Raw genomic sequence first — 15,484 nt, forward strand, 5'->3', positions numbered from 1 at the left:
TGCAGAACGTACTGCGCGGAGGGCTTTGTGCTGTGCAACTTTTGAATTCGGGGTGGCTAGAAAATTAGGTACCGCAGTAGGTGAGAAAACCTGCAAGCCCATTCGGGTCGGGCTGTTCGTAGGACGGATGCGGCTCCCACGGGTGGGTCACGGCGTGGAGGAGCTCAGTAAAGGGCTGCATATCGCTCGCCTCGGCGGCGCGCAGCGCGGCTTCGACGGCCATGTTGCGGGGAATGACCCGGGGCATGGCAGCATCCACGGCATCCGGGGCGGGGTGAGTGGCTAGGTAGCTATCCAGGAAGTCCGTACCTGTGAAGAGCTCTTGGGCAGGAAGGGTGTGGCCGCGGGCGGCATCGGCAAGCGCACGGTGCGCCAACGTGATATCCGGGCGAGATAGCTGCATCGCAGTAAGGTAGGCGGAGGCTACCTCGGTGGTGGAATCGAGGGCCGCGGCTATATCGCTGTGGCGCTGGGTGGCGAATTTCTCCTGGAACCCGTTGATGGTCTCTTGCGCGAAGTCGACCCCGGCATTGATATCGGCATCAAAAAGCGGCACGAGCGATTCCGCGAGCCGGGCGAGGTTCCAGCCCAGGATGGCTGGTTGATTGCCAAAGGCATAGCGTCCCTGCTGGTCAATGCTGGAAAATACCGTATCGGGAGAGTAAGCCTCCATAAAGGCGCACGGGCCATAATCAATGGTTTCACCGGAGATGGTGGTGTTATCCGTATTCATTACCCCGTGGATAAAGCCCAAGCGCATCCACGAAGACACGGTGGCTATCTGGCGGTCCATCACGCCCTGGAAGAACTCCCGGTAGTCTGCCCCAGGGTAGTGGCGCGCGATGGCGTAGTCCGCGAGAGCCTGGAGGTGGCCGGACTGCGCGGCATAGTGAAAAGTTCCGACCCGGATGTGGCTGGCGGCCACGCGGACCAGGACGCCCGCCGGCTGCACGTGGCCGCGCTGGATGGGCCGGCCGGTGGAAATCACGGCGAGCGAGCGCGTGGTGGGCACGCCGAGGGCATGCATGGCCTCAGAAATCAGGTATTCGCGCAGCATGGATGAAAGGGTGCCGCGGCCATCGGCACCCAGGCGGGAATAGGGGGTCAGCCCCGTGCCCTTGGCATGGAGATCCCACAGTTTTCCGTCTTTTTCCACCTCGCCCAAGAGCATGGCTCGGCCATCGCCCATCTGCGGGTTGAAGGAGCCGAATTGGAAACCGGAATAGGCCATGGCATGCCCGCCGCCGCGGCCCAAGAGGAAATCCAGGCCCTCTGCAGAGCGCAGCCAGTCCGTATTGAGGCCCAGCTGTCGGGCCAGCTCTTCATTGAGAACCACGAGCTTAGGATCCGGTTGTTCCTCGCCGTGCGTTGCCGCCACCAAGTCCGGCAGGTGCTTTGCATAGTCGTGGTGTAGGTGCATTTTAGACCTCCAATTTTCCTTGCACGCGGATGTGGACGCGGCCGCCGACCCAAATATCGGCGCCGTCATCGTGGATAAAGACCTCCCCGTCTCGTCCCAGCTGGCTGCCCTGGCAGGCGGTGTAGCGGGCAGGGACCAGCCCGCGCGAGCGCATGAATTGTGCGGCACCGCCGTTGAAGGAGCCGGTGACAGGATCCTCGAATCCTGCGGTAAACGCGCGCACTTCATAGGCGGCGGAATCAGTACCCGCGCTGCTATTACACATGCCCACCACGCCCACCTTGGGTCGGGTTGCGGCGGGCTGAACCGCGCGCACGGCCGCGGCATCGCGCAGCTGTAAAAGCCGCCAACCAGGCCCATTGTCCACCCAAGCGGAATCGATGACATCTGCTTCTGCGATATTCAAGCCCGCGCAGGCCTCTGCCAGTTCGGCGCTGCTCAGCGGCCCGCTCGCGCGCAGGGGAGGGGTGGCAAAAGAATAAATTCTCCCGCTTTCGCGCACGGAGACCATCCCCACCCCGCATTCCTGCACTATGGTGCCTTCCTTCTGCGGTTTATTGCCGAGTGCCCGCCAGACGGCGGCGCTGCCCAGGGTGGGGTGGCCGGCGAAATCGAATTCCTCGTGCGGGGTAAAAATGCGCACGCGATAGTCCGCCGCGGGATCGGTGGGCTCGAGCAAGAACGTAGTTTCAGAAAAATTGGTCCAGTGCGCGATGGCCTGCATCTGCTGCGTCGAGAGCCCATCGGCATGGGCCACGACGGCGAGCGGGTTACCGGAAAACGCCGAGGTGGCAAAGACATCGACTTCAAAGAACTGGAGTTGCATGCCCGCCAGTCTAGTCAGCCCTGGGGATGAGGCCGGCAGGCTGGCTTCTGCGCTAGCCTTGCCCTTATGACTAAGCTTTGGCCGGATCGTCTGCGCGACTGGATTGGACCGCCGTGGCGAATCATTATCCCCGTGTTCTTCGGCGTGCTGTTGCCCAACGCCGCGAACTTTTTACACACCGATTCGCCCTTCCAGGCCATCGTCGCGGTCTTGTACACCGTCGGCATCCCGCTGGCGCTGTGGCTGCATCCCAAGCTGCAAGAAAAGTCCATTTTCTTCGTTGCCGGCACCATGACGCTGTGCATTTTCACGCCCTTGGCCTCCCTGGCAAACTTCCACGCCCCGATTTTTGCCTACACGGCCTTTCTCATCGGCACGCATTCCCGCAAGCGCTTGCGCTATATCTGGCTTGCCTGGATCGCCTTGGGCTCTTTGGCCGGAACCACCGCAAGCCTATTTGGGGAAAAGCTCTTCGCGGGTAGCGACATCGGCCTGGGCGATGCGACCATGAGCCCGCTGCTTGCCTATGCCGGCACGGTCCTGCTCGGCTGGCCGGTCTTGGGCTTTTTCTACCTGCTCGGCACCAATAATCGGAAGCGCCGGGAGGGCCAACAGCTGCTCATCGAGCGCGCGGAGATGGCCGGCGCCGTCGAGCGCAACCGCATCGCCCGCGAGATGCATGACATCGTCGCCCACAACCTCGCTGGCGTCATTGCGCTTGCCGATGGCGCCCGGTTCGCCGCCACCAAAGACCCCAAGGTAGCCACGGAGGCGCTCGATACCATCGCCTCCACCTCGCGCGAGTCTTTAAAACAGATGCGCAGCCTGCTCTCCGTCTTGCGCGAAGAGGATTCGCGCGGGGAAACCAAGGCCCCAGGCACCTCAGACATCGCCGGGCTGTTTTCGGAGGCCCGGCGCGCCGGCTTCGATATCACCGTCTACGGCATGGAAAAGCTACCCGCCGATAGCGATGAGCTCTATCAATTCACCATCTACCGCATCGTGCAGGAGATGCTGACCAATATGCTCAAATACTCCAGCCAAAATAGGGGAACCCTGCGCTTTCGCAGCGATAGGTCGGCGCTTGTTATCGAGGGGCACAACCCCATGGCGCAGCCGGACAAGGACCACACGCCAGGCTACGGCCTCATCGGGATGAAAGAGCGCGTAAAGGCCTATGGTGGCAGTGTGTCCACCAAGGCCGAGGATGGAACGTTTGCAATCACCGTGGAGGTACCGCATGTCTAATCCGGAACAGGAACCTGAGCCCATTCGCATTGCGCTTGTCGATGACCAACCGCTCCTGCGCGCCGGGTTCGCCATGCTGATCGGCTCGCAGGAGGATATGAGCGTGGTCTGGCAGGCCTCCGATGGCGATGAGGTACTGGACCTTGCGCGGCAAGAGCCCGTCGATATCATCCTCATGGACGTGCAAATGGCGCGGGTCAACGGCATTGCGGCCACGGAGGAAGTTCTCCCAGAATTCCCGGAGACCAAGGTCATCATGCTGACCACCTTTGATGATCACAACTTTGTCCACGGCGCAATCTCTGCTGGGGCGTCTGGATTCTTGCTCAAAGACGTCGAGCCCGAGGAGCTGCTCTCCGCCATTCGCACCGTGCACTCGGGCGAGGCCGTGCTTTCGCCGCGCATTACCGCCCAGGTGCTCCAACAAGTCCGCAGCGAGGAGGGTGGAGATAGCGGGAAGGAGCACTCGGCTTCGCATACCGCTGCGGCAGCGCAGCCCGGCGCCGATGCCGCCACGACCCCGCCTGCAGCGGAGCTCACCCCGCGCGAGATGGATATTTTAAGGCTCATGGCGCTGGGGTATTCCAATACCGAAATATCCGAAGAGGAATTTGTCTCCATGGCAACGGTCAAGACCCACGTGCGCCACGTGCTGACCAAGACTGGGTCCCGCGACCGCGTCCAGGCCGTGCTGTATGCCTATACCCATGGGGTAGTCACCGTAGAGGAGCTGCTTTCTCATCCCCAGGGATGAACGGCTAAATCCGCCTCGAGGATGGTTACTTCGCGCCGGGAAAGCGCCAGGATAAAACCATGCTCACAGTCACACAGCTTTCCAAGAAATACGGTTCCTTTACAGCAGTAGACAACCTCTCCTTCGAGGTTCCCGATGGCCAGGTCACCGGGTTCCTTGGACCCAATGGTTCCGGCAAATCCACCACGATGCGCATGTGCGTCGGTCTAGAAAATCCCACCTCCGGCACCGCCACTTTCGATGGCACCCCATTTCGCGAACTATCCGATCCTGCCTCCATGGTGGGCACTCTGCTCGATGCCAACTGGTTCCACCCCGGCCGCAGCGCCCGCGCGCACCTGGGCTATATGGCAGCACTGCAGGGGGTATCGATGAATCACGTCGATGACACCCTGGAGCGCGTCGGGCTCGGAAAGGTGGCGAAAAAGCGCATCGGGGGCTATTCGCTTGGTATGAAACAGCGCCTGGGCCTCGCCTGCGCCATGGTGGGACAGCCCAAGCACTTGCTTCTCGATGAACCCGTCAACGGCCTCGACCCCGAAGGCGTGCACTGGATGCGCGACCGCATCCGCGAATTCGCCGCCGGGGGATGCTCCGTGCTGGTGTCGTCCCACCTGCTCTCAGAAATGCAGCTCACGGCGGACCGCCTAGTGGTCATCGGCAAGGGCAAGCTCGTCGGCGAAGGCACGGTAGAAGAATTCGTCAACGCCTCTGGTGCTACCACCGTGGAGGTCGTCGTGGACCAGCCCGAAGAGCTGGCTCGCCTGCTGCACGATTCGCAGGCGGAGACCTCCTTTGATGGGGAAGTGCTGCGCATTACCGGTCTAGACCGCGACGAGGTCGGCCAATTGTGCTTTGACCACCGCATCCGCATCAGCAGCCTTGAGGTCAAGCATCCCTCCTTAGAAGACGCCTTCCTCGGCGCTACCGCAGACCACCTGGACTACCGCTCCGCATAACTCGCTTAAGAAAGGCAGATGACGAGCCATGAATACCATCGTTTCCGAATCCCGCAAGATATTTTCCCTGCGCTCAACGTGGGTATACCTCGCTATCATCACCGTCGGGCTGACAGCCGCCAACGTGCTGATGGGAGCTATCCGCAATGACGACAGCGCCCTCCAATCCTCTGACCTAGCCATCGGCGCCATCTTCGCCGTGGTCATCATGATCTTTTCTTCGGCCACGCTCGTCGGTGGCGACTTACAGAAAGGCACCGTAGCCTGGAGCTACCTATCTACCAACCGGCGTTTACAAGTGCTTTCGAGCCAGATCCTCGTCATTACCGTGGCTAACGTTGCCGCCGCGGCCTTGGCAGGCATCCTCGGAATGTTGTTTAACGCTGCGCTCGGCAGCTCGTATGACTTCTCCAGCTTCGTGCACTACCCAGATAACGCCGTGTTCCTATTTACCTTTGTGGAATACATCGTCTACACCCTGCTCGCTACCGGCTTGGCATATATCCTGCGCAGCGGCACTTTCGCGGCCATGTTGCTCATTATTGAGTACTTCGTCATCGAAAGCGTACTGACCTCGATGGATATGGGCTGGGCCAAAATCATCCTGCAGATTTTGCCCGATGCCAACCTGCGCACCTTCTTCCAAGGCCAAAACACCTTCGGGCTCATGGCCCCGCAGTGGGTATCCGGCGTTATCGTCCTAGCCATGGTGGTAGCTGTCCTCGGTGGGGCAGCGGCCGTCCAGCGCCGCCGCGCCGTGGTCTAAGCTCCTGCCAGGCACTCACACCCTACGGGGATACGACGAGGGTAAGCTCCCGTGAGCCGTGCGGCGGTTCCTCCACCGTCATGCCGGCCGCGCGGGCGATAGCGGCGACATCGGCGGCGCTGAAGGCATCGGCGGGCGAAAGCGCCAGCTCCCGGGCCAGCAGGCCTTTAAAGTGCTTATTAAAGTGGCTGACCACCTTGCGCGAGCCATCCGGTTGCACGCTTTCCACCCGCACCGTCACCGCCGAAGGCAGCCGGCCCAATTGCTGGTAGGTGCCCGATCGCAGATCCACAACCAGCTCGTCGATGTTTTCTAGTGCCTGCGTTATCTGCTTGCCCCAAAAAGACTTCATGGTGCGACCGCCCAGCTTGGTTCCGCCCGATAAGCGGTAATGGGGGATGGGGTCGTCGGCGCGCAGGAGGCCGAAGAGGGCATCGCCAATAGCAAGGCGGCTCCACGAGGGAAGGGTGGATGCCGAAAGTGCATCAAAAAGCACGCCAGTATAGCGCTCGACCGCCGGCATGGTGGGGGTGGTAAAAAGCTGGCTGTTGGATTCGGCCTCACTGCGCAGCTTTTCCGAGAGCTTCAGCGTCACCATCGCCTCATCAACGGGAAGAGACTGCAGCTCAGCGGCGATTTCGCGCCGCGTATCGGTAAGTTCTGGAAAAGATAGGTGCGCAAAATCGAGCGGCTTTCCCGTGCCGCCATGGGCCTTGGTTTCTGAAGGAGGGAGGACAATGAGCATATAGATAGGGTAGCGATGTATATTTTGACCATGATTACCCGCCTTTCTGAACTATTTCTCCGCACCCTTCGCGAGGACCCAGCCGATGCCGAGGTCCCCAGCCACAAGCTGCTGGTGCGTGCCGGTTACGTGCGCCGCGTCGCGCCGGGCATTTATACCTGGCTGCCATTAGGGCTGCGCACCCTGCGCAAGATTGAAGACGTGGTACGCCAAGAAATGGATGCCATTGGCGGGCAAGAGATGCTTTTCCCAGCGCTGCTACCGCGCGAGCCCTATGAAAAGACCAACCGGTGGGTGGAATACGGTCCCAACCTATTCCGGCTGCAGGACCGCAAGAATGCGGACCTGCTGCTGGGGCCAACACACGAGGAAATGTTTGCCAATGCCGTAAAGGACATGTACTCCTCGTACAAGGATTTCCCGGTCACCCTGTATCAGATTCAGACGAAGTACCGCGATGAGGAACGCCCCCGCGCCGGGGTGCTGCGCGGGCGCGAGTTCGTGATGAAGGATTCCTACTCCTTCGATATGAACGATGAGGGCTTAGACTCCTCCTACGCCCGTCACCGCAAGGCATATCAGAATATTTTTGACCGCTTGGAAATCGATTACGCCATTTGTAAGGCCACTTCTGGCGCGATGGGCGGATCCGCCTCCGAGGAGTTCTTGGCGCTTTCTGAGGTGGGCGAAGACCTTTTTGTTCGCTCCACCGAAGGCGATTATGCGGCCAATGTAGAGGCGGTCGTGACCCAAGCGCCCCCAGAAAAGGACATTGCGGGTCAGCCCGCGGCAAAGGAATATCGTACCCCGGATGCCGCCACCATTGAAGCGCTGGTGCACTGGGCGAAGACCGAGGACATAGCGGTCGACGGCCATGAGGCTCGGGCCGCGGATATCCTCAAGTGCGTCATGGTGGAGGTAACTCACCCGGCGCTAGAGGATGCTGAAGAGAAGAAGGAATTGGCGGCGATTCTGATCCCGGGCGACCGCGAACTAGATCCCAAGCGCCTTGAAGCGGCCTTGGAACCGGCAGAATTCACCCTGGCAAGCGATAAGATCTATGCGCAATACGATTTCTTGGAACAGGGCTTTGTGGGCCCGCGCGCGCTGAACTCCAATGGCGTGAAGGTCTTTGCCGATCCCCGCGTGGTCAAGGGATCTTCCTGGATCACCGGCGCGGATGCGCAAAACTGCTACGTCGTGGGCTGCGTGGCCGGCCGCGATTTCCACGTCGATGAGTTCGTGGAAGCAGCAGAGGTCAAAGAGGGCGATCCCGCACCGGATAACCAGGGCACCTTGGCCTTGCAGCGAGGCATCGAGCTGGGCCACATCTTCCAGTTGGGCCGCAAGTACACCGAGGCCTTTGACGTGCAAATCCTCGATGAAAACGGCAAGCGCGCCATCCCCACGATGGGCTCTTATGGCATCGGCATCTCCCGCATGCTGGCCGTGCTGGCAGAGCAGCGCCACGATGAAAAGGGCCTGAATTGGCCGGTGGCGGTGGCGCCGTACCAAGTGCACGTGGCGGTGGCGAATAAGGATGCAGCGGCCATGGAGGCCGGCGATAAGCTGGTAGAAGAGCTATCCCAGGCAGGCCTTGAGGTGCTTTTCGATGACCGCCCCAAGGTCTCCCCGGGCGTGAAGTTCAAAGATGCAGAGTTACTTGGCATGCCCTTTGTGGCCATCTTGGGACGCGCCTTCAAAGACGGCATCATTGAGCTGCGCATCCGCGGGCAGGAACCTCTGGAAGTTCCGGCGGAGAAAATCGTGGATAAACTCCTCGAGCTTGTGCGGGCTTAACTTAAAGCACCGCGCCAAGGCCCAGCGCTCATAAGCAGGGGCAAGGTAGCCTGGGGAAGCATGAGACTTAATAAATACGTGCTCCCCATGGCCCTTATTACGATGGGCACGCTGCATTTCCTGCGCGCTAAAAATTTTGAATCTATCGTGCCGCCGCAGCTGCCGGGCTCGCCGCGGTTGTATAACTTTGCTTCCGGCGCCTGGGAAATAGCTACCGGCTGTTTGCTCACTGAACGCGCCACTCGCGAGTCCGGTGGCGCGTCAGCCGCGGCGCTATTTCTTGCCGTGTGGCCGGCGAATATGTACCACGCCTGGATCGAGCGCGACGCGGGATGGCCGAAGAAGCTGTATCACATCATTCGGTTGCCGCTGCAGATTCCGTTGATTCGCTACGCATGGAAGATCGCGCAGGGTAGGACATAAAACCAAAAAGAACCGACTCCCCAATTTTCCAAGAAAATAGATACCCAGAGGAAATCGGGGGTCGGTAGCTTGCGTGATGCCGCCGCTAGCGCAGCATCACGCGACCGCTGCGGGCGGAAGAGGTTTAGCCAGCCACGGGGCCGCCGCAATTAGGCCATGCGCCAGCTCCCTGGTTTGCAAGAACATTTTCAGCGATTTCAATCTGCTGCTCCTTTGTGGCTTGGTCAGCGGTAGCCGCGTACTGGGTGCCGCCGCTACCGGCCCAGGTTTGCTGGGAGAACTGCAGTCCGCCGTGGTAGCCGTTGCCGGTGTTGATGTGCCAGTCACCGCCGGACTCGCACGCGGCGACTTGGTCCCAGGCGCTCGCCGGGGCTGCATTGGCGGCTGGTGCGGCAATGCCGGCGATGCCCAACGTAGCTGCGGCCATAGTAAGCAAGGTCTTCTTAGTACGCATTGAGAAAGCACTCCTTCTCATTGTGTTTTGGGCTTGTGGAATCTCCATCAAGCACGTAATCCACCAAGTTACGTAGGGGTTGGACGAATTATCAATGAATATCGGCCTATAATTCGCTGATTTTTCGCTGCCCACCGGACAGTGAATGTTCAGGTAGGCGCGGTGGGAAAAACGGGAACTATGCGGCCTTGGCTTCGGCGGCGGTGCCGATTAACCAGTTCAGCCACTCCTGGTTTGGGCTTTCTTGTTGTGCGGCAGCCACCGCGGCCGCGTGCCATTTGTCGGCGTCTCGTTCAACCAAGGTATCGAGGAAGGTGGCAGCGGAGTCCGCATCGCTGGGAAGCGTGGCTGCGCCGGAGGAATAGGCAGGCTCCGGCTGGGGAGCCTCGCCATTTTGGCTAAGCGCCTCTTGCAGTTGGTCGATGCGGCGATGATGGAGGCTTAAAAGCGTATCGATGCGCCCCTCGGCAGCAGGTTCGCTATAAGCCCGAGCGAAATCCAGGCCAAAGACCTGCTCGTATTCCCACTGCAACAAATCAGCCGCGCTCTCGCGGTGCGGCTGGGAGAGCGTGGGGATATCGGGGGCATCGCCAGGCAGCCAAGCATTAAGCGTGATGGCCTGTTGGGTAACTATCGGCCGCGACTCAGAGCTGACTTCATCGGCGGCTTCCGTGGTGGCCGAGGCGGCTTCTTCTAGTACCTGGGAGGAATCTGGGGCCGGCGGTGCCTGCGTGGGCCGTTCCACCTCACAGCTGTGCGGGAGGTTTCCTTGGTCATCGGTGCCGCAGAGGCGCGCGATCTCCTCATACAGCGCATCGGCTTGGGAGCTGCGCATATCCGCGGCCGCATCATCGACGCCCTGGAGGGCGAGGCTATCGCTAGCGGCGGCCACGGCAAGGCGCTCGAGTGCGTCTTCTGGGCGCGGGCCAAAATAGTCGACGACGGAATCGACCGCGGAACAGCCCGCGAGTGCGGGCAGGGCGGCAGTCGAGGCTACACAGGTTAAAGCAATACGTCGGCGGTTCACCCAAAAGACTGTACCTTGAAGGACGTAGGCTAGTGGGCATGGCTTTCCCAGATGCACAACAATTAACTGATTTGCTCCAACCTCGCCTAGAAGCCCGCGGGCTCGACGTGGAGGATATTAAAACCACCAAGGCGGGAAAGAAATCACAGGTCATCATCCGCATCGATGGCGATAGGCGTCCCAGCTCCGACGTATTAGAGGAAGTCTCCGACGATATTTCGGCCTTCTTCGATGAACTAGAGGCTGTGGGCGAGCTGAATTTTGGTGCTGGATATACCTTGGAGGTCTCCACCCCCGGTGTGGATTTGCCGTTGACTGCACCGCGCCACTGGCGACGCAACAAGGGGAGGAAGGTGACCTTTAATCGCGGCGACGACAAGAGCCATACCGCGCGCATCGGCGCACTCAACGCGGACGAAGATGCCGTTGTCCTTATCACCTCTGAGAAAAACGAGGTTCATACAGAAGTGGAGCGATTGGAAAACATTGCCCACGCAGTGGTAGAAATTGAGTTTGCACAGCCATCACAACGTGAGCTAGACGCCGTGCACCAGCCATTTGCAGAAGCCGAGAGCTAACCGGCAATCGAGAGGATAGACAAGTGAATATTGATCTTGAGGCACTTCGCACCATCGAATCCGAACGGCAGGTCCCAGTCAATGACCTGTTGGAGTCGATTGCAAGTGCCTTGTTGTATTCCTACCTGGATTACCGCGAATCCACCGCGGAGGGCAAGGCCGAAGGCGCCAAGTCCCGGGTAGACATCGATACCACTACCGGTGCCGTCAGCGTCATCGTTACCGAGCGCGACCCCGAAACCGGGGAAGTAACCAGTGAGTACGATGACACCCCGGATAACTTTGGCCGCGTGGGTGCACGTGCCGTGCGCGAAGCCATTTTACGCAAGCTGCGCGAGGCCGAAGCTGAGCGCACTTTTGATTCCTATTCGGAGCTGAGCGGGCGCGTTGTCAGTGGCATCGTCCAGCGCGATGCGCATGCCAATGCCCGCGGCATCGTCGTGGTCCAGCTCGGCTCCGAGCTGGAATCGCAGGACGGCATCCTGCTTCCCGCAGAACAAATCCCCGGGGAAAAGCTGCAGCACGGTGACCGCATCAAGGCTTATGTGGTGGGAGTAAACCGCAATGGTGCCAATGTGCAGATCAACTTGTCCAGGACCCACCCGGAGCTGGTGCGCGGGCTTTTTGAACTGGAGGTTCCGGAAGTTGCGGATGGCAGCGTGGAAATGATCGCCATCGCCCGCGAAGCTGGGCACCGCTCGAAGGTCGCCGTCATCGGCCACGCGAAGGGCCTGAACGCCAAGGGTGCGTGCATCGGCCCGCGCGGCCAGCGCGTGAATAACATCATGCGTCAGCTGGGTGGCGAAAAGATCGACATCATCGATTACAGCGAAGATCCCACCGTGTATGTGGGCAATGCCCTGGCTCCTTCAAAGGTGATCAAGGTGACCGTGCTCGATAGCGAGGAGCAGGTGGCGCGCGTCATCGTCCCTGACTACCAGCTGTCCCTTGCCATTGGTAAAGAAGGCCAGAACGCGCGCCTAGCCGCCCGTTTGACCGGATGGAAGATCGATATTCATTCAGACGCGGACGCGAATTAAGGAAATGCGGATATATAGCGTAGGCTAGTAAACGGCCCAGATGCAGAAAGGGACATGTAGACGCAGCGAAAGTTAAGGAGTTGGATGTCGCAGACTCAACGGCTTCGTACTTGCATCGCTACGCGTCGCCGCATGCCCGATACGGAGCTGCTGCGGGTGGTCATTGATGCCAATGATCCTCACGGCAGCCGCGCGGTGGCGGATCCATTCCGGCGGCTTCCTGGCCGTGGCGCATGGATTAGCCCCACGCTTTCTGCACTCGAGCTAGCTGAGCGCAAACATGCTTTCAAGCGCGCGCTCCGCACGTCCGCATCCGTGGACACAGGTCAGGTACGTAGGTACTTGGAAGCACAGTGCGAAAATGTACAGGGCGAAAAAGTACCGTGTGCGGAACAAGCTGCACAAGATTCGTACACACCAGAGTTAAAAAGGAAGACCGAACACTGATGAGCGCACAACGATGAAGCATCAGCGATGAAAGTCCAGAACGTTTAACTAGGAGTCAGGCCAGTTTTTCGCGGCCTTGGCTCCTAGGCGATACCAAGAGGAGACAAGTGCCCGGAAAGCTACGTGTTCACGAGTTGGCAAAACAGCTCGGAGTAACCAGCAAGGAACTGCTCGCCACCCTGAAGGAACAAGGCGAGTTCGTCAAAACCGCATCCTCGACCATCGAACCACCGGTGGTCAAGAAGATGCGTGCTCACTATGAAGCACAGTCCGGTGGCGATGCCACCGAAGGCAAGGCAGACAAGACTGAGAAGGCTGCCAAGCCCGCTAAGCCCGGCCAGGGCAACGCCAAGAAGCCGGCATCGCCTGCGCCGAAGCCAGGTCAAGGTGCACAGGGCGGCGCGAAATCCGCTGCGCCAAAGCCCGGCGCCCCTAAGCCAGGTGCACAGGCACCGAAGCCATCCGACGCTGCGCCGAAGCCAGGTGCAGGGTCCGCTAAGGCTGCCCCCAAGCCAGGTCAGGCAGCACCAAAGCCAGGCGCCGCTGCTTCCAAGCCAGCACCTAAGCCCGGCCAAGGTGCACCGAAGCCAGGCCAGAACGCAGGTCAAGGCGATGCCAAGAAGTCGGGCGAGCGCCCGACCCCAGGCAACGCCATGCCGCGACCGATGCCTAAGCCCGGCGGATCCCGCCGCGTGGCCAATAACCCATTTTCCACGGGTGGGGGAGACAACCGCCCAGGCCCACGCCCCGGTGGCTCTAAGGGCCAGCGCGGCAACCGCCCCGGCGATAACCGCGGTGGAAAGCGCGGCGGCCGCAATGAAGGTGGCAATAACCGTCAGGGCCAGGATCAGAACCAAGGCCAGGGTGGCGGCGGACGTCGTCCATCGCCTGCCATGATGCCTTCGCATCCAAACCCAGCCTCGATGCCGTCCAAGGCACCGAGCGGTGGGGGACGCGGTGGCCGCGGTCGCGGTGGCCACGGTGGACCAGGAGGCCCAGGTGGCCCAGGCGGCGGTCGTCCCGGCGGCTTCCGCGGTGGACGCGGTGGACGTCGCGGCGGTACCGCTGGCGCATTCGGCCGTCCAGGTGGCGCACCACGCAAGGGCAAGAAGTCGAAGCGACAAAAGCGCCATGAGTTTGAAGAGCAGCAGAAGCACGTCGTAGGCGGCGTCCGCTTGCCAGATGGCAAGGGGCAGACCGTCCGCCTGCGCCGCGGCGCTTCGCTGTCTGACTTCGCGGAGAAGATCGGTGCCGATCCAGCAGCATTGGTGCAGGCACTGTTCAACCTTGGTGAAATGGTCACCGCAACCGCATCCGTATCGGAAGATACGCTGCAGCTGCTCGGTGACGAGATCAACTACAAGGTAGAAGTCGTCTCCCCAGAAGACGAGGACCGCGAGCTGCTCGAGTCCTTCGACCTGCAATTCGGCGAGGACGAAGGCGGCGAAGAAGCCCTCGAACACCGCCCTCCAGTCGTCTCCGTCATGGGTCACGTTGACCACGGTAAGACCCGCCTGTTGGATACCATCCGTAAGACCAATGAGGCAGCCGGCGAGGCCGGCGGTATTACCCAGGGAATCGGCGCTTACCAGACCACGGTTGACGTGGATGGCGAACGCACCATTACCTTCCTGGATACCCCTGGCCACGAGGCGTTTACCGCCATGCGTGCCCGTGGTGCGAAGTCCACCGACCTGGCCATCTTGGTTGTCGCCGCCGATGACGGCGTCATGCCACAGACGGTTGAGGCCATCAACCACGCCAAGGCTGCCGATATCCCGGTTGTCGTGGCTGTGAACAAGGTGGATAAGCCGGAGGCCCAGCCGGAGAAGATCCGTGGCCAGCTCACGGAGTACGGCCTGGTGCCTGAAGAGTACGGCGGCGACACGATGTTCGTTGATATCTCTGCTAAGCAGGGCCAGAACATCGACCAGTTGCTGGAGTCTGTCATCCTGACTGCCGATGCCGCCCTTGAGCTCACGGCTAACCCAGAGATGGATGCCCAGGGTGTGGCCATCGAAGCCCACCTGGACCGCGGTCGCGGCCCTGTGGCTACGGTCATCGTCCAGCGCGGTACGCTGCACGTCGGCGATTCCATCGTGGTAGGCGATGCGCACGGTCGCGTGCGCCGCATGCTCGATGAATTTGGCGAGGACGTTAAGGAAGCCGGTCCTTCCCGCCCGGTACAGGTACAAGGCCTGTCCGGCGTGCCGGGTGCTGGCGATAACCTGCTCGTGGTCGATGATGACCGCGTGGCCCGCCAGATTGCCAACCAGCGCGATGCTCGTAAGCGTTCTGCCTTGCAGGCAAAGCAGCGCAAGCGCGTGTCCTTGGAGGATCTGGACAAGGTATTGCAGGAGACTTCGACTCTCAACCTCATCCTCAAGGGCGACAACGCCGGCTCCGTCGAGGCGCTGGAAGATGCCCTGCTGGATATCAAGACCGAGGACGAAGTCGAGCTCAACATCATCGACCGCGGTGTTGGTGCCGTAACGGAGACCAATATTTCCTTGGCCGCCGCTTCCGATGCCGTCATCATTGCGTTCAATGTGCGCTCGGAAGGCAAGGCCACGGAGATTGCTACCCAAGAGGGCGTGGATATCCGCTACTACACGGTTATCTACAAGGCCATCGAGGAAGTCGAGGCCGCTCTCAAGGGCATGCTCAAGCCGATCTACGAGGAACGCGACACCGGTGCGGCCGAAATCCGCGCCCTGTTCAAGTCCTCCTCGGTGGGTACTATCGCAGGCTGTATGGTCACCGATGGCAAGGTTGTCCGCAACGGCAAGGTTCGCTTGCTCCGCGATAACAACGTCATTACTACCGATGCCAAGATCGAGTCCCTGCGTCACGAGAAGGACGACGCGACCGAGATCAAGGCCGGCTATGAGTGCGGTATGGTGCTGTCCTACCCGGATATCCAGGTAGGCGATATCATCCAGGCTTATGAAGAAGTCGAGGTACCGCGCGACTAGTCGCTGCTAGTGTCGGCCCGCT

At 60.6% G+C, this 15,484-nt stretch carries 15 protein-coding genes; 10 read left to right on the plus strand and 5 right to left on the minus strand.

Annotated elements, in window-relative coordinates:
* Nucleotides 1-64: 64 nt before the first annotated feature.
* Together MHX65_RS07280 and MHX65_RS07285 are read right to left on the minus strand one after the other, a co-directional pair.
* Entirely contained in the window at nt 65-1,420 is a 1,356-nt protein-coding gene (locus tag MHX65_RS07280) for a protein adenylyltransferase SelO (protein WP_239269490.1), read from the minus strand.
* A gap of 1 nt (nt 1,421) precedes the next feature.
* The gene (locus MHX65_RS07285; RefSeq protein WP_239269491.1) at nt 1,422-2,246 is read right to left on the minus strand and encodes a PhzF family phenazine biosynthesis protein; all 825 of its coding nucleotides are present in this window, start codon (nt 2,244-2,246) and stop codon (nt 1,422-1,424) included.
* Between the two features lie 66 nt (nt 2,247-2,312).
* On the opposite strand from MHX65_RS07285, the gene MHX65_RS07290 reads away from it, so the two are divergent.
* The 4 genes from MHX65_RS07290 to MHX65_RS07305 are packed head-to-tail and all read left to right on the plus strand — an operon-like array spanning nt 2,313 to nt 5,973.
* Nucleotides 2,313-3,494: a sensor histidine kinase gene (locus tag MHX65_RS07290; RefSeq protein WP_239269492.1), complete on the plus strand. Its 1,182-nt coding sequence runs from the start codon at nt 2,313-2,315 to the stop codon at nt 3,492-3,494.
* Entirely contained in the window at nt 3,487-4,248 is a 762-nt protein-coding gene (locus tag MHX65_RS07295; protein ID WP_239269493.1) for a response regulator, read from the plus strand. The genes MHX65_RS07290 and MHX65_RS07295 overlap by 8 nt, the downstream gene beginning before the upstream one ends.
* Before the next feature lie 59 nt (nt 4,249-4,307).
* The gene (locus tag MHX65_RS07300) at nt 4,308-5,207 is read left to right on the plus strand and encodes an ABC transporter ATP-binding protein (RefSeq protein ID WP_239269494.1); all 900 of its coding nucleotides are present in this window, start codon (nt 4,308-4,310) and stop codon (nt 5,205-5,207) included.
* Nucleotides 5,208-5,235: 28 nt separating this feature from the next.
* The gene (locus tag MHX65_RS07305) at nt 5,236-5,973 is read left to right on the plus strand and encodes an ABC transporter permease (RefSeq protein ID WP_239269495.1); all 738 of its coding nucleotides are present in this window, start codon (nt 5,236-5,238) and stop codon (nt 5,971-5,973) included.
* Nucleotides 5,974-5,995: 22 nt separating this feature from the next.
* Here MHX65_RS07305 and yaaA read toward each other — a convergent pair whose 3' ends face one another.
* Nucleotides 5,996-6,718, minus strand: a complete 723-nt coding sequence (yaaA, locus tag MHX65_RS07310; protein WP_239269496.1) for a peroxide stress protein YaaA — start codon at nt 6,716-6,718, stop codon at nt 5,996-5,998.
* A gap of 30 nt (nt 6,719-6,748) precedes the next feature.
* On the opposite strand from yaaA, the gene MHX65_RS07315 reads away from it, so the two are divergent.
* Entirely contained in the window at nt 6,749-8,518 is a 1,770-nt protein-coding gene (locus MHX65_RS07315) for a proline--tRNA ligase (protein WP_239269497.1), read from the plus strand.
* Between the two features lie 60 nt (nt 8,519-8,578).
* A complete protein-coding gene (locus MHX65_RS07320; RefSeq protein ID WP_239269498.1) occupies nt 8,579-8,941 on the plus strand; it encodes a DoxX family protein in 363 nt (120 codons plus the stop codon).
* A gap of 124 nt (nt 8,942-9,065) precedes the next feature.
* Here the strand turns inward: MHX65_RS07320 and MHX65_RS07325 are convergent, their stop codons facing one another.
* Nucleotides 9,066-9,395 (minus strand): transglycosylase family protein, encoded by a 330-nt coding sequence (locus MHX65_RS07325; protein WP_370657795.1) that lies wholly within the window; start codon nt 9,393-9,395, stop codon nt 9,066-9,068.
* A gap of 178 nt (nt 9,396-9,573) precedes the next feature.
* Entirely contained in the window at nt 9,574-10,422 is an 849-nt protein-coding gene (locus tag MHX65_RS07330; protein ID WP_239269499.1) for a DUF4439 domain-containing protein, read from the minus strand.
* 38 nt (nt 10,423-10,460) lie between these two features.
* Between MHX65_RS07330 and rimP the strand changes: the two genes are divergently transcribed.
* From rimP to infB, 4 genes are all read left to right on the plus strand, one after another.
* Nucleotides 10,461-11,000, plus strand: a complete 540-nt coding sequence (rimP, locus tag MHX65_RS07335; RefSeq protein WP_239269500.1) for a ribosome maturation factor RimP — start codon at nt 10,461-10,463, stop codon at nt 10,998-11,000.
* A 23-nt stretch (nt 11,001-11,023) separates the two neighbouring features.
* Nucleotides 11,024-12,040, plus strand: coding sequence for a transcription termination factor NusA (gene nusA / locus MHX65_RS07340; protein ID WP_239269501.1), 1,017 nt, complete (start codon nt 11,024-11,026; stop codon nt 12,038-12,040).
* A gap of 84 nt (nt 12,041-12,124) precedes the next feature.
* On the plus strand, nt 12,125-12,487 hold the full coding sequence (locus MHX65_RS07345) for a YlxR family protein (RefSeq protein WP_239269502.1): 363 nt from the start codon (nt 12,125-12,127) through the stop codon (nt 12,485-12,487).
* A 107-nt stretch (nt 12,488-12,594) separates the two neighbouring features.
* Nucleotides 12,595-15,462, plus strand: coding sequence for a translation initiation factor IF-2 (gene infB, locus MHX65_RS07350; RefSeq protein ID WP_239269503.1), 2,868 nt, complete (start codon nt 12,595-12,597; stop codon nt 15,460-15,462).
* Nucleotides 15,463-15,484 lie beyond the last annotated feature (22 nt).

It is taken from the genome of Corynebacterium sp. ACRPS (assembly GCF_022346005.1).
GTDB lineage: Bacteria > Actinomycetota > Actinomycetes > Mycobacteriales > Mycobacteriaceae > Corynebacterium.